This window comes from Enterobacter genomosp. O, assembly GCF_001022965.1.
Lineage (GTDB): Bacteria > Pseudomonadota > Gammaproteobacteria > Enterobacterales > Enterobacteriaceae > Enterobacter > Enterobacter cloacae_L.
The window spans coordinates 367,892-388,187 of record NZ_LECZ01000027.1; the positions used below are offsets into that span (position 1 = coordinate 367,892).

Here is a 20,296-nt window from a genome sequence, read left to right on the forward strand (position 1 = left end):
TTGATGACGAAACTATAATCATGCGATATACAGGGCGGAAGACGCAGCATTTGCACTTAATCGTTGCATATAACGCCTTATCTGAGGATTCACCGTGTCCGACCCTGATTTTAACCTTCTGGTTGCGCTCGACGTTCTGCTGGCAGAAGCCAGCGTGGCGGGCGCGGCGCGACGCTTAAACCTGAGCACCTCCGCCATGAGCCGCACCCTGAGCAGGCTGCGGGAGGTGACTGGCGATCCTATTCTGGTGCGGGCCGGTCGTCATATGGTGCTGACGCCCTGGGCCGAAGCCACCCGGGACCGCGCCCGAAGCGCGGTGCATGAGGCAAGGGCGGTGCTCCAGCCCTCCACCGACGCGCTAAAGGTGGAAAGCCTCGAGCGGCTGTTCACCATCCGCGCCAACGACGGTTTTGTGGTGGCGTTTGGGCCACTGCTGATTGCTGCGGTGGCGAGCGTTGCCCCCGGGGTGTGTATCCGTTTTTCGCCGAAACCTGAAAAAACGTCGCGCTACTTGCGGGAGGGGCTTGTCGATCTGGAAATCGGCGTGCAGGGCAATATGGGGCCTGAAATACGGCTGCAAAGGCTGTTCCAGGATCGGTTTGTTGGCGCGGTGCGCAAGGGGCATCCCCTGTCATTACAGTCTGAGGTCAGCCTGAGCGAGTATATCGCCTGGGGCCACGTGGTGGCCTCACCGGACGGTTCGCTGCATGGGTTTGTCGATGAGGCGCTGGCGGAGCGCGGGCTGAAACGCAAGGTCGCCAGCGTGGTGCCAGGTTTTCCGACGGCGCTATCCGTGGCGCTGGCCTCCGATCTGGTTGCCATGGTGCCGGCGCTGTACCTGCTCAACCAGCCGATGACCGAGCGCGTGCACGTCTTTGAACTGCCTTTTAAGACCCGAACGATTACGGTTTCACAGATGTGGCATCCGCGCATGGAGCGGGACCCGGGGCACCGCTGGCTCAGGGAGAAGGTGCTGGAAGTCAGCCGCGCGGTGCGCTGATGGCTCAGGCAACCTTTCCCGGCACGGTGAGGATGAAGCGCGTCGACACCGCGTCCGATTCCACGCGGACTTTACCGTGATGCGCGGTGACGATGGACTTCACGATGGCAAGCCCAATTCCGCTGCCTTCCCCCTTACGCTGCCTGGACGGATCGACGCGGTAAAATCGGTCGAACAGCTTCGACAGATGCGCCTGCGGGATCGGCGTGCCGGGGTTTTCCGTTACCAGCTCAACGTCGTTATCCCGTTTTCTGAGGGAGACCGTCACCGTTTTGCCCGCTGGGGTATAGCGCAGGGCGTTGGATAGCAGGTTATTGATGGCGCGTCTGAACATCTGCGGGTCGCCTTCTATCAGGCAGGGCACCCCGTTAAACGCCAGCGTGACGTTGCGCTCTTCCGCCCAGGCCTCGAAGAAGTCGAAGACTTTCATCACCTCTGCGCCGAGGTCAAACATCACCCGGTCAGGGATCAGCTGATTGTTATCCGCCTGCGCCAGGAAGAGCATGTCGCTGACCATCCGGGTCATCCGGCTGTACTCCTCCAGGCTGGAGTACAGCACGTCTTCCAGCTCCTTCTGCGTCCGGTGCTGGCTCAGCGCAATTTCCGTTTGCGTCACCAGGTTGGTGATCGGCGTTCTGATTTCGTGCGCGATATCGGCGGAAAAATTAGCCTGCCGGGTAAAGACATCTTCTATTTTCCCCATCATATGGTTGAACGAGATAACCAGCTGCTCCAGCTCAACGGGGACGCGGGACGGCTCCAGCCGTGCATCCAGATTTTCGGAGGTGATATTTTTAATGGCGGTGCTGACGTTACGCAGGGGTAAATGCCCCTGGCGAACCGCGATTCGAATGACGAGCACAATCAGCACGCTAATCACCGCGGCGATCGCGAACAGATTCTTTTTCAGCGCCTCAAGGTAATGCAAATGGAAATTAATGGAGAGCCCGATCAGCATGACGTAATTCTGCGTTTTGCCCTGTAGCGTCGCCGTCCCTGAAGAGGCGATAATCCGGTAGGTTTCCATCTTCATGTCGGACCCGGCATGCATGGCCGGAGCCTGGCCCCCGACCGTCCAGAGAAATACGTCCCGTGCCTGCCGGTGTTGGCTAAAGTTCGCCGCGTTCATCGCAGGGCGCAATGCCGCCCCCTGCGCCGAGCTGAACAGGGTATTTCCCTGCGGATCCAGAAGCAGAACGGCAACGTTGCGGTAGCTGGCGATCGACTCGTTGATCTTACTGATTTTCTTTTGGTCGGGATCGGCCGGGGATTGCAGTATGCGGTGCATCGCGGTGCTGATTTGCTGCAGGTCGCTGATATCCTGCTCGGCGAAGTGTTTTTCAACGGAATGCAGCATAAACCAGGTAAAGGCGAAGAAGGCCAGGATCGTGGAGAGGCTGATGAAAAAGGTCAGCCGCAGGGCGAGAGAAAAAGGGCGCCTGGGGAGCTTAACGGGCATCCGGCACCTCCAGCATATAGCCCACGCCGCGCACCGTCTGGATCAGCTTCGGTTCATAGTCGTTATCGATTTTCGCGCGCAGGCGCTTTACCGCCACGTCAATCGCGTTCGTGTCGCTGTCAAAATTCATGTCCCACACCTGGGAGGCAATCAGGGAGCGGGGAAGCACCTCGCCCTGATGACGCATGAAAAACTCCAGCAGGCTGAACTCCTTGCTGGTGAGCAGGATGCGATTGCCCGCCCGGTTCACCTTTCTCGACACCAGGTCAACCGTCAGGTCAGCCGCCTGAAGCTGGCTTTGTGCAATCACCGTATTCCCGCGCCTTAGCAGCGTTCTGACCCGGGCGAGCAGCTCAGCAAAGGCAAACGGCTTTATCAGGTAATCGTCCGCGCCCAGCTCAAGCCCCTTAACCCGGTGCTCAATCGTGCCGAGCGCCGTCAGCAGCAGGATGGGCATCCCTTTGCCGGCGGAGCGGAGCATGCGGACGATATCCCAGCCGTTCACGTCGGGCAGCATGATGTCCAGAATCAGCAGGTCATAGTCCGCGGTCATGGCGAGGTGGTATCCGGTCAGGCCGTTGTCCGCGTGGTCCACGACAAACCCCGCCTCAGTGAGCCCCTTGCTGAGGTACTCACCGGTTTTCTTTTCATCTTCAACGATCAGTATTTTCATCTTGCTCCCCTGACTGGCTGCTGCTGACATTCTATTGCGCCCGCGACCGTTAACAATGACTTACGCCATAAATGACAACATTGTCATTATCCTGTCACCCGTCAAACAGGATGCGTTCAGTAGAGTAGCCCTAAAAATACTCTGGAATTCATTTGAACCGCTATGTTCCTGTTAAAACGACTCAGCATCAGTACGGTATTTATCCTGGCAGGCTGCGTCTCGCTGGCCCCTGAATACCCGCGCCCGGCGTCACCGGTACCCCAGCAGTTTTCGCTCTCGCGTAACGGCCTGACGCCTTCGGCGGCAGGGTATCAGGACACCGGCTGGCGCAATTTCTTCGTCGACCCTCAGATAGCGGAACTGATTAAAGAAGCCCTGAAGAACAACCGCGACATCAAAATGGCCGCCCTGAAGGTGGAAGAAGCCCGGGCGCAGTTCAGCGTGACGGATGCGGATCGTTATCCTCAACTGAACGCCTCCTCGAGCATCACCTACAGCGGGGGGCTGAAAAGTGACAAACCCACCTCACAGCAGTACGACGCGGGTCTTGCGCTTAGCTACGAACTCAACTTTTTCGGCAAGCTGAAGAACATGAGCGATGCCGACCGACAAAACTTTTTCGCCAGCGAAGAAGCCCGCCGCGCCGTGCATAATCTGCTTGTCTCCAACGTGTCGCAGAGCTATTTCAACCAGCAGCTGGCGTATAAACAGCTGCGCATCGCGCGGGAAACGCTGAAAAATTACCAGCAGTCTTATGCGTTCATTGAGCAACAGCTGGTGACGGGCAGCACGAACGTCCTGGCGCTGGAGCAGGCCCGGGGGCAGATCGAAAGCACCCGGGCAGAAATCGCCAAAAGAGAGGGAGAGCTGGCGCAGGCCAATAATGCCCTGCAGCTGGTCCTCGGGACGTATGGCGCGCTGCCGGGCGACGGCGGAATGAACGCCCGTGATATTGCGCCGGTAACGCTGCCGCCCGGTCTTTCATCGGCCATATTGCTCCAGCGCCCGGATATTATGGAGGCGGAGTATCAGCTTAAAGCGGCCGATGCGAATATTGGCGCGGCGCGCGCCGCCTTTTTCCCGTCCATCTCCCTGACCAGCGGGCTTTCAACAGGCAGCACGGAATTATCCAGCCTCTTCACGTCCGGGAGCGGCATGTGGAACTTTATTCCCAAAATAGACATTCCCATTTTTAATGCGGGCAGAAATAAAGCCAACCTGAAGCTGGCCGAAATTCGCCAGCAGCAGTCGGTTGTGAATTACGAACAAAAAATTCAGTCCGCTTTTAAACAGGTCGCCGACGCGCTCGCGCTGCGGGACAGCCTCAGCCAGCAGCTTGCCGCGCAGCAGCGGTATCTTGATTCGCTAAACATCACCCTGCAGCGTGCCAGAGGGTTATATACCAGCGGCGCGGTGAGTTATATCGAAGTATTAGACGCGGAACGATCGCTTTTTTCCACGCGGCAAAACATCCTCGACCTTATTTATGCCCGACAGGTTAATGAAATTAATCTCTTCACCGCGCTGGGCGGCGGCTGGGTCGAATAACCTCATTTAATGAAAAGGAATATAAACATGCGCAATTCACTTAACGCCGTTGTATTTGGTGCAATCATTATTTTTTCTGCCGGCCTCCAGGCCGAGGTTCATCAGCACGCGGAGATGAGTGCCGCCAGCGAAGGGAGCTCAGAGCAGATTATCACCGGAACCGGCATCGTGAAGGAGATCGATCTCACGAACAAAAAGGTCACGATTGCTCACGAAGCCATTCCGGAAATTGGCTGGCCCGCGATGACCATGCGCTTCACCTTTATTCAGGCCGACGAGAGCATCAAGGCCTTAAAAGTCGGTAGCCACGTTAATTTCTCGTTTGTTCAGCAGGGCAATCTCTCTTTACTTAAGAGCATTAAATAGCGAGAAACGGCATGGCCTCTTTAAAAATAAAATATGCTGCCGTGATAGCCAGCAGCCTTATCGCGGGAGGGCTGATCTCGGTGACGGCATGGCAGGCTCTTCATTCATCGGTAAAAACAGAAAATAGCGCGCCTGAAAGAACGGTGCTTTTCTGGTATGACCCGATGAAACCCGACGTTAAATTCGATAAGCCCGGTAAATCGCCGTTTATGGATATGGATCTGGTGCCGAAATACGCGGACGAGAATGACGATAAAAGCGGTGCCGGTATCCGAATTGACCCGACTCAGGTGCAGAACCTGGGGTTAAAAACGCAGAAGGTGACGCGCGGAACGCTAAATTATGCCCAGACGATCCCGGCGAACGTCAGCTATAACGACTATCAGTTTGTGATTGTGCAGGCGCGCGCGGAGGGTTTCGTTGAGAAAGTGTACCCGCTGACCCTCGGAGATAAGGTGAAGAAAGGCACGCCGCTGGTTGATATTACGATCCCGGACTGGGTCGAAGCGCAGAGCGAGTTCCTGCTGCTTTCCGGCACCGGCGGTACGCCCACGCAGCTAAAAGGGGTTCTGGAGCGGCTGCGGCTGGCCGGCATGCCGGATGATGATATCCAGAGGCTGCGTGCGACCCGCACGATTCAGACCCGCTTTACCATCAGGGCGCCTATCGACGGGGTTATCACGGCCTTTGACCTGCGCACCGGCATGAATATATCGAAAGATAAGGTGGTGGCGCAGATTCAGGGGATGGATCCGGTCTGGATCGGCGCGGCGGTCCCTGAATCCATTGCTTATCTGCTGAAAGACACCTCGCAGTTTGCCGTTTCGGTACCGGCCTGGCCGGATAAATCTTTCCCGGTTGAAAAATGGAACCTTCTGCCGAGCGTGGACCCCACCACCCGTACGCTACAGGTGCGTCTGCAGGTCTCAAACAAAGATGAGCTGCTGAAGCCGGGCATGAATGCGTACCTGAAGCTGAATACCCAAAGTCAGGAGATGCTGTTGATCCCGTCTCAGGCCGTTATCGATACCGGCAAAGAGCAGCGCGTCATTACCGTTGATGCAGAGGGGCGCTTTGTGCCGAAGCCTGTCCACGTTCTGCATGAATCTCAGCAACAGTCTGGTATTGGATCTGGCCTGAATGAAGGGGATTCGGTGGTGGTTAGCGGTCTGTTCCTGATTGACTCGGAGGCCAATATTACCGGCGCGCTGGAGCGCATGCGCAAGTCTGAACCTGCTGACGACGCGCATTCAGGCCATTAAGGAGACGATGATGATTGAATGGATTATCCGGCGGTCGGTCGCCAACCGTTTCCTGGTGATGATGGGCGCGCTGTTTCTCAGCGTCTGGGGGACATGGACCATCATCAACACGCCGGTCGATGCCTTGCCCGATCTGTCTGACGTTCAGGTGATTATCAAAACCAGCTATCCCGGCCAGGCCCCGCAGATTGTTGAAAACCAGGTGACCTATCCGCTCACTACCACCATGCTGTCGGTGCCCGGCGCAAAGACCGTGCGCGGGTTTTCTCAGTTCGGCGATTCGTACGTGTACGTTATTTTTGAAGACGGGACCGATCTGTACTGGGCGCGTTCTCGCGTGCTGGAGTACCTGAATCAGGTACAGGGCAAACTGCCCGTCGGCGTGAGCTCAGAGATCGGCCCGGACGCCACGGGCGTGGGCTGGATCTTTGAATATGCGCTGGTGGATCGCAGCGGAAAACACGATCTCGCAGAGTTGCGCTCGCTGCAGGACTGGTTCCTCAAGTTCGAGCTGAAAACTATCCCGAACGTCGCCGAGGTGGCGTCGGTCGGCGGCGTGGTGAAGCAGTATCAGATTCAGGTCAACCCGTTAAAACTGTCTCAGTACGGCATCAGCCTGCCGGAGGTTAAGCAGGCCCTTGCGTCCTCTAACCAGGAAGCCGGGGGATCGTCAGTTGAAATGGCGGAAGCGGAGTATATGGTCCGCGCCAGCGGCTATCTGCAGACGATGGACGATTTCAATAACATCGTCCTCAAAACCGGCGAGAACGGTGTGCCGATTTACCTGCGCGATGTTGCCCGCGTGCAGACGGGGCCAGAAATGCGCCGCGGGATTGCCGAGCTGAACGGGCAGGGTGAAGTGGCGGGTGGCGTGGTGATCCTGCGCTCGGGCAAAAACGCGCGCGAGGTCATCACGGCGGTAAAAGATAAGCTTGAAACGCTGAAGGCCAGCCTGCCGGAAGGCGTTGAGGTTGTCACGACCTACGATCGCAGCCAGCTCATCGACCGGGCCATTGATAATCTGAGCGGCAAGCTGCTCGAAGAGTTTATCGTGGTGGCCATCGTCTGCGCGCTGTTCCTCTGGCACGTCCGCTCCGCGCTGGTGGCGATTATCTCTCTGCCGCTTGGCCTGTGCATCGCCTTTATCGTCATGCACTTCCAGGGGCTGAACGCCAATATTATGTCCCTGGGCGGTATCGCCATCGCCGTCGGCGCGATGGTCGATGCCGCCATCGTGATGATTGAAAACGCGCATAAGCGGCTGGAAGAGTGGGATCGTCAGCACCCCGGGGAAGACATTGACAACGCCACGCGCTGGAACGTCATCACCAATGCCTCCGTGGAAGTGGGGCCAGCGCTGTTTATCAGCCTGCTGATCATTACGTTATCGTTCATTCCTATTTTTACCCTTGAGGGTCAGGAAGGGCGGCTGTTCGGCCCGCTGGCCTTTACGAAAACGTACGCCATGGCGGGCGCGGCCGCGCTGGCTATCATCGTCATTCCGATTCTGATGGGGTTCTGGATCCGGGGAAAAATACCCGCAGAGAACAGTAACCCGCTGAACCGGCTGCTGATCGGAGCCTATCATCCGCTGCTGCTTAAGGTGCTTCGTTGGCCAAAAACCACCCTGCTGGTTGCGGCCTTGTCCATCTTCACGGTTATCTGGCCGCTGAGCCAGGTGGGCGGGGAGTTCCTGCCGAAGATCAATGAAGGTGACCTGCTGTATATGCCGTCGACGCTGCCGGGCGTCTCTCCGGCGGAAGCGGCGGCGCTGTTACAGACCACGGACAAGCTCATCAAAACTGTTCCTGAAGTGGCCTCTGTGTTTGGTAAAACGGGTAAGGCAGAGACCGCAACGGACTCCGCGCCGCTTGAAATGGTGGAAACCACCATTCAGCTTAAACCTGAGAATGAGTGGCGGCCCGGCATGACGATTGACAAGATTATTGACGAACTCGACAAGACCGTTCGCTTGCCTGGCCTGGCGAACCTCTGGGTACCGCCGATCCGCAACCGGATAGACATGCTTTCCACCGGGATCAAAAGCCCTATTGGTATCAAGGTGTCAGGGACCGTTTTATCGGATATCGACGCCACGGCGCAGAGCATCGAGGCGGTAGCCAAAACGGTGCCGGGCGTGGTGTCGGCCCTGGCTGAACGTCTGGAGGGCGGGCGCTACATTGATGTCGATATTAATCGGGAAAAAGCCTCCCGCTACGGGATGACGGTAGGCGATGTGCAGCTGTTTGTTTCATCGGCCATCGGCGGTGCGACGGTGGGAGAAACGGTGGAAGGCGTCGCGCGATACCCGATTAACATTCGCTATCCCCAGGACTACCGGAACAGCCCGAGCGCGCTGAAGCAGATGCCGATCCTGACGCCGATGAAACAGCAGATCACGCTGGGGGATGTGGCGGATATTCGTGTCGTTTCCGGCCCGACGATGCTGAAAACGGAAAATGCCCGGCCTGCGAGCTGGATTTATATTGATGCCCGCGGCAGAGATATGGTGTCGGTGGTAAATGACCTTAAGACCGCCATCAGCCAGAACGTGAAGCTGAGACCGGGAACCAGCGTGTCGTTCTCCGGCCAGTTTGAGCTTCTGGAACATGCGAATAAGAAACTGAAGCTAATGGTGCCGATGACGGTGATGATCATTTTCATTCTGCTGTATCTGGCGTTCCGACGCGTGGATGAGGCGTTGCTGATCCTGATGAGCCTGCCGTTCGCGCTGGTGGGAGGGATATGGTTCCTGTACTGGCAGGGCTTCCATATGTCTGTCGCAACCGGCACCGGGTTTATCGCCCTGGCCGGAGTGGCGGCTGAGTTTGGGGTGGTCATGCTGATGTATTTACGCCATGCCATTGAAGCGCATCCGGCGCTGTCCCAGCGCGAAACATTCACCGAGCAGGGGCTTGATGACGCCCTCTATCATGGCGCCGTGCTGCGCGTGCGGCCAAAAGCGATGACCGTCGCGGTGATCATTGCCGGTCTGCTGCCCATTCTGTGGGGGACCGGTGCCGGATCGGAGGTCATGAGCCGGATAGCGGCACCGATGATTGGCGGGATGATCACGGCGCCGCTGTTATCGCTGTTTATTATTCCTGCGGCGTACAAGCTAATCTGGTTGCGCAGGCATAAAAAGCCATAAAAAAACCGCCGGTAACGGCGGGTTTTTTACGGGATGAATGCTTAGCGCGTCTGGCTGATAAGCTTGCGCCCGGCTCTGGAATGAACATGAGAAGGCAGCGATTGCTCACGAGATGGCGAATAACGGCCAGTCTTCGGTCAGCCATCAGCAGCAGGCTGAACAGCATCGCCGCCAGATGACCGGAAGATAATCTACACTTTTCGGTCTGCGCGCGTTAAGCCATTATTATTTTGATAAAACAGATTATTACTTTGATAAAAACGGCGCTGCACGGGAATCATTCTCACGCAGCGCCGCTTTTGATAGACGCTTTTCACGCAACGACGCGGTTTTTACGCGTGCACAATCACAAAAACGAACCCTGATGTTCACCTCGTTGATCTCTGGCACAAATCTTGGATTTGTACGTAGCGATGGGCTTTTCCCGTGGCTACTTACAGGATTGATAATAAGGGGAGCATTATGTGTGCTTTGCGTTCAGCGTCGCCAGGGCGCGTGGATGGGTTGGCGAAAGTCAAAGGAACCGCCATATATGGCGATGATATAACACTGCCGGATATGCTCTACGGCGTTTGTCGCTATGCGGATATTCCCGCAGGAAAAATCGACGAGCTGGATCTTAGCGACGCGCTGGCGGTAGACGGCGTGGTGAGGATTGCCACCTGGCAGGATATTCCCGGCACGCCGGTGGTGGGCGTTATCGTTAAAGATTACCTGCCGATAGTCAAAGACGAGGTGGTCTTTCACGGCGACGTTATCGCCGTTGTCGCCGCGACCACCTATGAAGCGGCGTGCGAAGCAGCCGATAAAATCCACGTGCGCTACACGCCGTATGCGCCGCTCACCGACGTGGAAGCGGCGCTGGCGCCCAGTGCACGACGAATTCACCCGGAGCGCGACGACAATATTGCCGCGCATCACCACACCATTAAAGGCGATATCGAAAAGGGATTTGCCGACTCCCGGCATATCCTTGAACGCGAATATGAGGTCGGCTTCCAGGAACACGCCTATATTGAACCGGAAGTGGTACTGACATGGCTGGACCCTACTGACGGCAGCCTGATTATTTCCGGATCTATTCAGAACCCTCACCGGGTGCGCGGCTTTGTGGCCAAATTTATGGGCTGCCCGCAGAGCCAAATCAACGTCAAGCGCGCGGTCATGGGAGGGTCGTTTGGCGGTAAGGATGACGTTATCGATCATCTTGCCTGCCGCTCGGCGCTTCTGACGCGCCTGACCGGGAAGCCGATCAAGTTCGCCTATACCCGCGAACAGTCCATCATTGAAAGCTGCAAACGCCACCCCTACAAAATGAAATACAAGGTAGGGCTGAACGACGCCGGACGTATCCAGGCAATGAAAATCGATATTCTGGCCGACAGCGGCGGCTATGCGGCCTCATCGCCGTTTGTCACCTGGCGATCTTCCGTACAGGCGGCTGGCCCGTATGCGATTCCCAACGTGCATATCGATGTAAAGGCGGTGTACACCAATAACAGCTATACCTCCGCGATGCGCGGTTTTGGCTCGCCGCAGGTGGTTTATGCCAATGAATCATTGATGGATGAAATCGCTGAATATCTCAATATCTCACCGGTTGAAATTCGTGAAATCAATGCATTACGTCAGGGCGATACGTCCGTGACTGGACAGGTTTTCGATCAGCATACGGTGTCGGCATGCGAGGTGCTGAAAAAGGCGGCCGCCTCGGCGGAATTTATGGCGAAGCGTGAGCATTACCAGGTACTGAACGAGCAAGGCGGCGTGTATCGCTACGGCATTGGGTTGGCGCTCAGCTATCGCGGTTGCTCCATTGGCGCGGAAGGGGTTGATACCTCAACGGCGCTGATTCAGGTCAACGAAGATGGCAGCGTTAATCTCTCTACGTCGGTATCGGAAAACGGTCAGGGCCTACAAACCACAATGTCGCTTATCGCCGCTGAAGCTTTCGGGATAACAATGACCGACATCCACTTCAGCGAACCGCCCACCTCAGTGATTGGCGACGGCGGCTCGACCGCCGCCACGCGCGGGACGATGGTCGGCGGCGGGGCGATTCTGGATGCCGCGGAGAAAATTAAGCGGCGCATTCTGAGCGTGGTGGGCGAGACCATCGGCGCGACATGCCTTGAAGATACCTGCTGGCAGGACGGTTTTATCATCAATAAACAGGATGATAGCCAGCGCATAGCGTTTAAAGATGCGGTCAATAAAACCAAATGGGCCAGCGTCAGCCTCACCGAGTACGGCTGGTTTGTGCCGCCGCCGATCCACTGGGATGAAGAAAAAGGCTGCGGCAGCCCGTATTTCACCTGGGTATATGGCTGCCAGGTTGCGGAAGTGCGGGTCAACACCAGCACCGGTAAGACCGACCTGCTGCACGTGACCGCTGCGCATGACGTGGGCCAGGTGCTGAACCCGGTCGGCTTTGAAGGCCAGGTATGCGGCGGCATCGCACAGGGCTTTGGCTACGCGCTGCTGGAAGATTTTAATATTGAACACGGGCAGGTGAAGTCCGAGAACTTTGACAGCTACCTGCTGCCGACCATCAAGGACATTCCCTCCATTACGGTGATCGGGGTGGAAAACCCGGATAAAGCGGGCCCGCTGGGGGCGAAAGGCATTGGCGAACCGGCCACCGAGCTGGCGGCGGCCGCCATCAACAACGCCGTAAGCTTCGCGCTGGGCACGCGTTTTAACCACCTGCCGCTGACGCTGGAGCAGGTGATTCTCGGCTATAACCTGAAAAAACCGGCGCGCCAGAGCGAGCTGATGATTGAGCAGGAGAACAAAAAGCAGGTGCTGCGGCTTACCGACGTCACGGTGACGCGGCCGAAGAGTCTGGATGAGGCGCTGGCACTACTGAAAAGTGACGGTGTCACCGCAATTGCGGGCGGGACAGACGTCATCGTGCAGGGGCGGCTGCAAACCAAAGCGGTGAGGCTGGTCGATATCTCCCGCCTCAGCGAGCTGACCGGGATAACGGAAGATCCGCAAAGCCATGAGGTGTCCATCGGCGCGGCGGTCACCTTTAACCGTATTACTGACCATCCGCTGCTGCGCGAACGCTACCCGCTGCTGGTGCAGGCCTGCCATACGGTCGGTTCTCACCAGATCCGTAACCGCGCAACCATCGGCGGCAATATCGTCAACGCCGCGCCGTGCGGCGACTCGATTCCGCCATCGATTCTTTACGATGCCAGCATCGAACTGCGTTCCCACACCGCAACCCGGCGCATGTCGCTGGCCGAGTTTCTGCTCTCGGGCTACAAAACGCAACGCCAGCCGGATGAGCTGCTCACTCGCGTGATTCTCCCGGCTCCGGCGCACCCTAAAGCGAAGGGGTTTTACCATCAATTGGGACGGCGAAACGCGCTGAACATTACCCGTCAGAGCTTAACCGCGCTGCTGGAGTTCGCTGCTGACGGTACCGTCAGCTATTGCCGCCTGGTCGACGGCGCGTTGTTCAGCAAACCGCAGCGTCTGCTTGACGTTGAGCGCTGTCTGCTGGGGCAGCGCATCACGCCGCAAACCATTGATAGCGCCTGCGAGGTGCTGGACAAGCTGATTTATGCCGCCATCGGCAAACGCTGGTCCGCCGCCTATAAGCAGCCGGTTTTTGTCAGCATGTTCCGCGACATGATGGCGCAGGCATCCGCTCAATAATCAGTGAAAGCAGGGCGCCAGGCGCCCTGTCGAGGACAAAACAATGAGTATCATTAAAGTGAAGGTTAACGGCAAACTGGTAGAAGCCAAAGTCGAAGGCAATATGCGCCTGCTGGATTTGGTCCGCAACACGCTGAAGTTAACCGCAACGAAGGAAGGCTGTTCTATTGGTGAATGCGGCGCCTGTACGGTGATGATGGACGGCAAAGCGGTCTGTTCCTGTCTGGTGCTGGCCGAACAGTGCGATGAAGCGGAAATCACCACCCTGGAAGGGCTAAACGACAACCCGATTACGCAAAAATTACAGCATGCTTTTGTGGAGAAAGGCGGCGTACAGTGCGGTTTCTGCACGCCGGGCGTGCTGGTCAGTACGACCGCGCTGCTGCAGGAAGTGCCACAGCCGAGTGACGAACAGTTGAAAGACGTGCTGGAAGGGAATATCTGTCGCTGCACCGGCTACCAGCCGATTCTTGATTCTATCCACCACGCGTTAAAGTCATAACGCCATGATGGCGCGCCGGGGAGGTTCAGACCTCCCCAACAGCGACGTTTACGCGTGACCCTCGCTGCATTCACGCAGCCGTGCTTTGAGCTTCGCATACTCTTCTTTAACGTAGCGCTCTGCTGCCGCCTGATCGGTAATTGCCTCTACCCGTACCGCACAGTACTTGTACTCCGGGGTTTTAGTGATGGGGCTGAGGTTTTCCGTGACCAGTTCGTTACAGGCGCCAATCCACCACTGGTAGGTCATGTAAATGGCTCCTTTGTTTGGCCGATCGCTCACGTTCGCCCGGGTAATAATCCGCCCCTTACGCGAGTTCACCCACACCAGTGCTTCATCGACAATGCCTAAACGCGCCGCGTCGGCGGTGTTGATCTGCGCATAGCCCGGTTCATCCGCCAGCGCAGAGAGCGCCGTACAGTTCCCGGTCATCGAGCGGCACGAGTAGTGGCCCACTTCGCGTACCGTGGAGAGCACCATGGGAAATTCCTCGGTCAATTTGTCGATCGGTGCCACCCAGTCGCAGGTGAAAAAGTGCGCCAGCCCGTCTGGCGTGGAGAAACGATCTTCGAATAGCCATGAGGTTCCCTTATCTGCTGGAGATTCATCGCGGCACGGCCACTGCACGTACCCCAGCTCGCCCATTTTCTCATAGGTGGCGCCGAAGAAGTCCGGACACAGATGGCGCAGTTCATCCCAGATTTCCTGCGTGTTACGGTAGTGCATCGGATAACCCATGCGGGTGGCGATTTCGCTGACGATCTGCCAGTCGGTTTTCAGATCCCACTGTGGCTCCACCGCTTTAAAGAAGCGCTGGAACCCACGGTCGGCAGCGGTATAAACGCCTTCATGCTCGCCCCACGATGTGGAGGGCAGGATGACGTCGGCCGCGGACGCGGTTTTGGTCATGAAAATATCCTGCACAATTACCAGCTCCAGCGTCTCAAACGCCTTGCGCACCGCCGACAGCTCGGCGTCGGTTTGCAGCGGATCTTCCCCCATGATGTACGCCGCACGGACTTCGCCCTGTGCCGCGCGGTGCGGCAGCTCGCTGATGCGATAGCCGGTATGCGCCGGCAGGCTCTCAACCCCCCAGGCTTTAGCGAACTTTTCGCGGTTTTCGGCCACTTTTACGAACTGATAGCCCGGATAGGTATCCGGTAGGGCCCCCATATCGCAGGCCCCCTGCACGTTATTTTGCCCGCGAACCGGGTTGACGCCGACGCTCGCTTTGCCAAGATTGCCGGTCAGAATCGCCAGGCTGGTCAGCGAGCGCACCGTTTCGACTCCCTGATAGAACTGGGTGACGCCCATGCCCCACAAAATCGTGGCCGTTCCCGCGCTGGCGTACAGTCGGGCGCAGGCGCGAATGTCCTGCGCGCTAATGCCGGTAATCTCTTCAACCGATTCCGGCGGATAGCCTTCGACAATCTTACGGTACTCCTCAAAGCCTTCAGAACGCCGGGCAACAAATGATTTGTCGTAAAGATCCTCCGCAATAATGACGTGTCCAATGGCGTTCAACAGCGCGATATTAGAGCCGTTTTTGAGCGGGAGGTGCATATCGGCGATGCGGGCGGTTTCAATACGCCGTGGATCGCAAACGATAATTTTTGCGCCATTTCGCTTCGCATTAAGCACATGGTTGGCGACGATAGGGTGAGAATCTGCCGGGTTGTAGCCGAAGATAAACACCAGTTCGCTGTTATCAATTTCAGTGATGGCATTGCTCATTGCGCCGTTACCGACCGACTGGTGCAGACCTGCAACCGAAGGGCCGTGTCAGACGCGCGCGCAGCAGTCAACGTTATTGGTACCGATAACCGCGCGGGCGAATTTTTGCATCACATAGTTGGTTTCGTTGCCGGTACCCCGAGAAGAACCGGTGGTTTGAATGGCATCAGGGCCATATTTCGCTTTAATCTCGCTAAGCCGCGTGGCGACGTAATCCAGCGCTTCATCCCACGAGACCGCTTCCAGCTTGCCGCCGCGCCGGCGGCGTATCATCGGCGTTTGCAGGCGCGGCGTCAGAATGCGGGTATCGTGGACAAAATCCCAGCCGTAGTAGCCTTTCAGGCACAACGTACCCTGGTTGTTTTTGCCCATCGCCGCCTCGGCGCGAACGATCCGCCCGTCCTCAACCACCAGCTGCAGCTTGCAGCCAGCGGCACAGTAAGGGCAGACGGTGGTCACTTTTTTCATCATGGTTCTCCAGATAAGGGTGACATCCTAAAAAAACAGCCAAAAATCAAAGCGGCTGTGGACCCCAAAGGCAATGGCCTGCTGGACGGCGGGCAGGGTCATTAACGCCAGCACCAGCAACGCCAGTATGATTCGGTTTTGCATTATTCCCCCGCGCTTTGCTGTGGCTGTTGGCCCTTCTGCACCTTGCGCAGCAGCAGCCACATACGAACGGTGCGTACCGCCATATTTCGCGCCGCGGCGCTCGGCGGCAGCGGATCGGGTTCCGGAATATCGTGAGAAATACGCAGTGGCACGCTGCCGTTGAGCGTCAGGTTGGCGACGATTGCCGTGAGCGTCCCGATGGTGATACCGCTGTGGAGGAACAGCTGCATCATCGGTGGGAACTGGGTAAACAGGTTCGGTACCAGGACCGGCATCATGCCCAGACCAAGCGTCAGTGCTACCACCATGCCATTGTTATTGTTACGGTAGTCGACCTGGCCAAGGGTACGAATACCGGAGACGGCGACCATGCCAAACATCACGATCCCGGCACCGCCGAGGATCGGCTTTGGGATCAGCACGACCAGCGCGGCCATTTTCGAGAACAGGCCCATCAAAATGAGAATCGCACCAGAGACCGATACCACAAAGCGGCTGCGTACGCCGGTCAGGCCGATCAGGCCGACGTTCTGTGCAAAAGCGGCATAGGGGAAAAGGTTGAAGAAGCCGCAAATGGTGGTGGCCAGCCCGCAGGTGTTCAGGCCGTTGCGCAGCATGGTGGCATCCACTTTCTTACCGACGATATCGCCGGTGGCCATAATCGAGGACATGGTTTCCACCATCACCACGACCATGACCATGGACAGCAGGGCGACGGGAACGATATGAAACTCAGGGCGGGCAAACTGCATGACCGTCGGCAGATGCAGCCACGGGGTGGCGTTCACCAGGTGAAGGTCGAGCGGCTTGAAGAAGCTCCAGAGGATTGTGCCGATAATCAGCCCGATCAGCACCGCCGTGTTTTTCACCACCCCGGTGGCGAAGGTGTACAGGTTGAGAATGATGACCAGCGTAATCGCGGCCATCATCAGGGAAAACAGGTCGCCGAAGCCTTGCATTTCAGTGCTCCCGCCGCCTATCCACCCGCCGGCCACCGGCATGATCGACAGGCCAATCAGCGTGACAATACTGCCCATCACCACCCTGGGAAAGAAACGAATCAGGCGACTAATCCACGGCGCGCAGCAGAGGATAAAGATCCCCGAGACAATCACCGAACCGGAAATGGTCCCGATACCGTACTCTTTGCCAATCAGCACCATCGGGATCAGCGCGGCGAAAGTGCAGCCCTGAATCAACGGTAAACGGCAGCCGAGCCAGGGACGAATCCCCATTGACTGGACGATGGTTGCCGCGCCGCAGATAAACAGATCGGCGCTAATCAATAGAATGATGTGCTCGGCGGGCAGGCCAACGGCGTTGCCGACCACCAGAGGAACGGCCACCGCGCCGGCGTACATCACCAGTACGTGCTGCAGTCCGTAGAGAATCATTTGCGTTATCGGCAAAACCTCATCGACCGGCGCCGTTGAAGCCGTCGAGCGTGAGGCGGGAGTGGCTGAATCTTTCATGAGGTGGTTATCTCCTTTACGACTTTCGCTTGGTTGAGAGCGGAAGTTACGATTCGAAGGCAGTTGCCTCCCTGAACTGATGTCGCCATCAGCGTGTTGCGCGCACGGCGATAACTATGCGTAAGCTGTGCCAGAATTAACCGTTTAGCGGAGCAAAGAATATTTTTGTGAATGGAGTCACGACTTGTTGGAAATAACTGCGCGGTGGTGAAACAGGAATGAAAGAGGGGATAAATACCCGGGTATCACTATGAGAGTAACTCTCTCATTTTGGTATCGAATAAGATAAAAGACGCCGACGCGGAAAAATGAGAATAATTGTTTATTTGACCTGCATCGCAAAAAATAACCCCAGCAGACGCGAAACCCAAAATGCGCCTGAATATTGCATCGCGACCCTTGATGAATATCTGAATAAAAGGGAAGCCAATGAACCGATTTATTGTGGCTGATGCCACCCGCTGTATTGGTTGTCATGCCTGTGAGGTTGCCTGCGTGACCGCCCATCATCAGGATAACTGGCCGCTGCAGCGTCGCGATTTCACGCCGCGCATTCAGGTTGTTTTCCACCGTAAAGAGAGCCGTACCGCCACTTGTCACCACTGTAACGACGCGCCCTGCGTGGCGTCCTGCCCAACGGAGGCGCTCTATTTCGCTAACAACAGTATTCAGCTGAAGCAGGAAAAATGTATTGGCTGTAAGAACTGCGTCATTAGCTGTCCGTTCGGGGCTATCGAAATGGTCGCTGCCAATGAAGACGCGCCGCAGCTGGCGCAGAAATGCGACCTGTGCAGCGAACACCCCAGCGGACAACCGGCCTGCGTGGCCACCTGCCCAACGCAGGCGCTGCGCCTGATGGATGAGCAGCAGCTAGAAAAAATCCGCCGCGAGCGCCAGACGCGTACCGTACTCGGGCAGCCGGTGCAGCCGCGCCAGCCGCGGCTTCGTGACATGTTCCTCGCTAAACCCCCTCGCGTCGGGGCGAAAAAGGTCGACGCAGCGCTGCGCAAAACGCATTTCGAGGAGATTTACTACGGTCTGGGCTGCTCAGAAGCGGAATATGAGAGCGAACGCTGCCTGAGCTGCGCGCAGAAAGCGTGGTGCAACTGGACCTGCCCACTGCATAACCACATTCCCGATTTCATTCGCCTCGTTAATGAAGGAAAAATCATTGAAGCGGCGGAGCTGTGCCATCAGAGCAGCTCATTGCCGGAAATTTGTGGCCGCGTTTGCCCGCAGGATCGCTTATGCGAAGGGGCCTGTACGCTGAAAAACGAGGGGGGCGCGGTGGCGATTGGCAATCTCGAGCGCTACATCACCGACACCGCGCTGGCGATGGGCTGGCGTCCGAAGATGGCTGGCGTGACGCCGCGCAAGGAGCGGGTTGCCATTATTGGCGCGGGGCCTGCGGGGCTGGGCTGCGCCGATATCCTGGTGCGTGCGGGGGTGCAGGTGGATGTCTTTGATAAGCATCCGGAGATTGGCGGCCTGCTGACGTTTGGTATCCCGCCCTTCAAGCTGGATAAAGGGATCCTTGACATGCGCCGGACGATCTTCAGCGAAATGGGTATTCAATTTCATTTAAACCAGGAAGTTGGGCGTGATGTCGACTTTAACGATTTGGTCGCCAATTACGATGCGGTATTCCTCGGCGTCGGGACCTATGGCCTGATGGCCGCGGGGCTGGAAGGTGAAGACGCGGCTGGCGTGATCCAGGCGCTGCCGTTCCTGATCGCCAGCACCCGCGAGGTGATGGGGCTTGAAGAGAGCGCGGAGTACCCGCTTATTGATATTCAGGACAAGCACGTGGTGGTGCTGGGCGGCGGCGATACCGCGATGGATTGCCTGCGTACGGCGGTGCGGCGCGGAGCCGCGAGCGTGACCTGCGCCTATCGTCGCGACGAGCTGAGCATGCCCGGCTCTATAAAAGAGGTGGTCAACGCGCGGGAGGAAGGTGTGGAATTCCAGTTCAACGTCCAGCCGCAGTATATCCAGCGCAACCGTAAGGGGCAGGTCAGCGCGGTCGGCATGATTCGCACCGACATGGGAGAGCCCGGGCCGGATGGACGCCGCCGTCCAAGGCCGATTGTGGGCTCCGGCTTTGAGCTACAGGCGGATGTGCTGATCATGGCATTTGGTTTCCAGGCCCACGATATGCCGTGGCTACGCGGCCACGGCGTACAGCTGGACCGCTGGGGGCAAATCCGTACCGGCGGCAGCGGTCGCGGCATCACGCAAACCAGCAACGACAAGATTTTTGCCGGCGGTGACGCGGTGCACGGCGCTGACCTGGTGGTCACGGCGATGGTGGCGGGGCGTCAGGCCGCCAGTGAAATGCTGACGCTGTTTAACAGCAAGGAGGGGGAATGACCAGCTTTATCATGGCCAACCCGGCGTCCTGCATTGGCTGTCGCACCTGCGAGATAGCCTGCGCGCTGGAACATGCCACAGAACATGCGGCGTTCGCGCCGCGCTTAACGGTGCTGCGTCTGAATACGCTTAGCGTGCCGGTAATGTGCCATCAGTGTGAAAATGCCCCCTGCGCGGGGGCGTGCCCGGTGGGCGCATTAACCATGGGGGACGAGCGGGTGGAAGCCGATGCCGCTCGCTGTATCGGCTGTCAAAGCTGCGTGGTGGCCTGTCCGTTTGGCGTGATTACCGTCGAGGTAGCCAAAAATCAGGCAGTTACGATTGTGAAGTGCGATCTCTGCTACGGTCGCGAGCGCGGCCCGGCCTGTATTGACGTCTGCCCAACGGCGGCATTAAGTAAAATCACCGGCGAGGCGCTGGCGGAAATGCAAAAGCAGCGCAAGATAACCACCGCATTCTGACGTTATAGCCGGGCGTG

The 20,296-nt window shown here is 57.5% G+C and carries 13 protein-coding genes and 1 pseudogene; 10 read left to right on the forward strand and 4 right to left on the reverse strand.

Annotated features, from left to right (window positions below; genetic code table 11):
• The first annotated feature begins 94 nt into the window (after positions 1–94).
• Positions 95–1,000 (forward strand): LysR family transcriptional regulator, encoded by a 906-nt coding sequence (locus tag ABR39_RS20585; RefSeq protein WP_047348476.1) that lies wholly within the window; start codon positions 95–97, stop codon positions 998–1,000.
• A gap of 4 nt (positions 1,001–1,004) precedes the next feature.
• Here the strand turns inward: ABR39_RS20585 and ABR39_RS20590 are convergent, their stop codons facing one another.
• The gene (locus tag ABR39_RS20590; protein WP_047348477.1) at positions 1,005–2,459 is read right to left on the reverse strand and encodes a Cu(+)/Ag(+) sensor histidine kinase; all 1,455 of its coding nucleotides are present in this window, start codon (positions 2,457–2,459) and stop codon (positions 1,005–1,007) included.
• Positions 2,449–3,132, reverse strand: a complete 684-nt coding sequence (locus ABR39_RS20595; RefSeq protein WP_047348478.1) for a copper/silver response regulator transcription factor — start codon at positions 3,130–3,132, stop codon at positions 2,449–2,451. Before ABR39_RS20595 ends, ABR39_RS20590 begins: the two co-directional genes overlap by 11 nt.
• Positions 3,133–3,294: 162 nt before the next feature.
• Here ABR39_RS20595 and ABR39_RS20600 point away from each other — a divergent pair, with 162 nt between their 5' ends.
• From ABR39_RS20600 to ABR39_RS20625, 7 genes and pseudogenes are all read left to right on the forward strand, one after another.
• A complete protein-coding gene (locus ABR39_RS20600) occupies positions 3,295–4,680 on the forward strand; it encodes an efflux transporter outer membrane subunit (RefSeq protein WP_047348479.1) in 1,386 nt (461 codons plus the stop codon).
• A gap of 27 nt (positions 4,681–4,707) precedes the next feature.
• Entirely contained in the window at positions 4,708–5,046 is a 339-nt protein-coding gene (gene cusF, locus ABR39_RS20605; RefSeq protein WP_047348480.1) for a cation efflux system protein CusF, read from the forward strand.
• An 11-nt stretch (positions 5,047–5,057) separates the two neighbouring features.
• Positions 5,058–6,308, forward strand: coding sequence for an efflux RND transporter periplasmic adaptor subunit (locus tag ABR39_RS20610; RefSeq protein ID WP_047348481.1), 1,251 nt, complete (start codon positions 5,058–5,060; stop codon positions 6,306–6,308).
• Between the two features lie 10 nt (positions 6,309–6,318).
• Positions 6,319–9,459 carry a Cu(+)/Ag(+) efflux RND transporter permease subunit SilA gene (gene silA / locus ABR39_RS20615; RefSeq protein ID WP_047348482.1) on the forward strand — a complete coding sequence of 1,047 codons (3,141 nt, stop codon included), beginning with the start codon at positions 6,319–6,321 and terminating at the stop codon, positions 9,457–9,459.
• A gap of 79 nt (positions 9,460–9,538) precedes the next feature.
• A pseudogene (locus tag ABR39_RS25755) lies at positions 9,539–9,649 on the forward strand (copper-binding protein); the annotation flags it as partial.
• A 272-nt stretch (positions 9,650–9,921) separates the two neighbouring features.
• On the forward strand, positions 9,922–13,128 hold the full coding sequence (locus ABR39_RS20620; protein WP_047348483.1) for a molybdopterin cofactor-binding domain-containing protein: 3,207 nt from the start codon (positions 9,922–9,924) through the stop codon (positions 13,126–13,128).
• 43 nt (positions 13,129–13,171) lie between these two features.
• Positions 13,172–13,630: a (2Fe-2S)-binding protein gene (locus ABR39_RS20625; RefSeq protein WP_047348484.1), complete on the forward strand. Its 459-nt coding sequence runs from the start codon at positions 13,172–13,174 to the stop codon at positions 13,628–13,630.
• Positions 13,631–13,678: 48 nt separating this feature from the next.
• On the opposite strand, the gene fdhF is transcribed toward ABR39_RS20625, so the two are convergent.
• Entirely contained in the window at positions 13,679–15,832 is a 2,154-nt protein-coding gene (fdhF, locus tag ABR39_RS20630; RefSeq protein ID WP_082132664.1) for a formate dehydrogenase subunit alpha, read from the reverse strand.
• A 143-nt stretch (positions 15,833–15,975) separates the two neighbouring features.
• On the reverse strand, positions 15,976–17,448 hold the full coding sequence (locus ABR39_RS20640; protein WP_047348487.1) for a nucleobase:cation symporter-2 family protein: 1,473 nt from the start codon (positions 17,446–17,448) through the stop codon (positions 15,976–15,978).
• 429 nt (positions 17,449–17,877) lie between these two features.
• Here ABR39_RS20640 and ygfT point away from each other — a divergent pair, with 429 nt between their 5' ends.
• The gene (gene ygfT / locus ABR39_RS20645; RefSeq protein WP_047348488.1) at positions 17,878–19,818 is read left to right on the forward strand and encodes a formate-dependent uric acid utilization protein YgfT; all 1,941 of its coding nucleotides are present in this window, start codon (positions 17,878–17,880) and stop codon (positions 19,816–19,818) included.
• Complete coding sequence (locus tag ABR39_RS20650) at positions 19,815–20,279, forward strand: 4Fe-4S dicluster domain-containing protein (RefSeq protein ID WP_047348489.1); 465 nt, start codon at positions 19,815–19,817, stop codon at positions 20,277–20,279. Before ygfT ends, ABR39_RS20650 begins: the two co-directional genes overlap by 4 nt.
• Positions 20,280–20,296 lie beyond the last annotated feature (17 nt).

Bases quoted from the DNA above. Each gene is read 5' to 3' on its own strand.
- ABR39_RS20590 (WP_047348477.1), bottom strand. From the start codon at position 2,459: ATGCCCGTTAAGCTCCCCAGGCGCCCTTTTTCTCTCGCCCTGCGGCTG.
- ABR39_RS20595 (WP_047348478.1), bottom strand. From the start codon at position 3,132: ATGAAAATACTGATCGTTGAAGATGAAAAGAAAACCGGTGAGTACCTC.
- ABR39_RS20600 (WP_047348479.1), top strand. From the start codon at position 3,295: ATGTTCCTGTTAAAACGACTCAGCATCAGTACGGTATTTATCCTGGCA.
- cusF (WP_047348480.1), top strand. From the start codon at position 4,708: ATGCGCAATTCACTTAACGCCGTTGTATTTGGTGCAATCATTATTTTT.
- ABR39_RS20610 (WP_047348481.1), top strand. From the start codon at position 5,058: ATGGCCTCTTTAAAAATAAAATATGCTGCCGTGATAGCCAGCAGCCTT.
- silA (WP_047348482.1), top strand. From the start codon at position 6,319: ATGATTGAATGGATTATCCGGCGGTCGGTCGCCAACCGTTTCCTGGTG.
- ABR39_RS20620 (WP_047348483.1), top strand. From the start codon at position 9,922: ATGTGTGCTTTGCGTTCAGCGTCGCCAGGGCGCGTGGATGGGTTGGCG.
- ABR39_RS20625 (WP_047348484.1), top strand. From the start codon at position 13,172: ATGAGTATCATTAAAGTGAAGGTTAACGGCAAACTGGTAGAAGCCAAA.
- ABR39_RS20640 (WP_047348487.1), bottom strand. From the start codon at position 17,448: ATGAAAGATTCAGCCACTCCCGCCTCACGCTCGACGGCTTCAACGGCG.
- ygfT (WP_047348488.1), top strand. From the start codon at position 17,878: ATGAACCGATTTATTGTGGCTGATGCCACCCGCTGTATTGGTTGTCAT.
- ABR39_RS20650 (WP_047348489.1), top strand. From the start codon at position 19,815: ATGACCAGCTTTATCATGGCCAACCCGGCGTCCTGCATTGGCTGTCGC.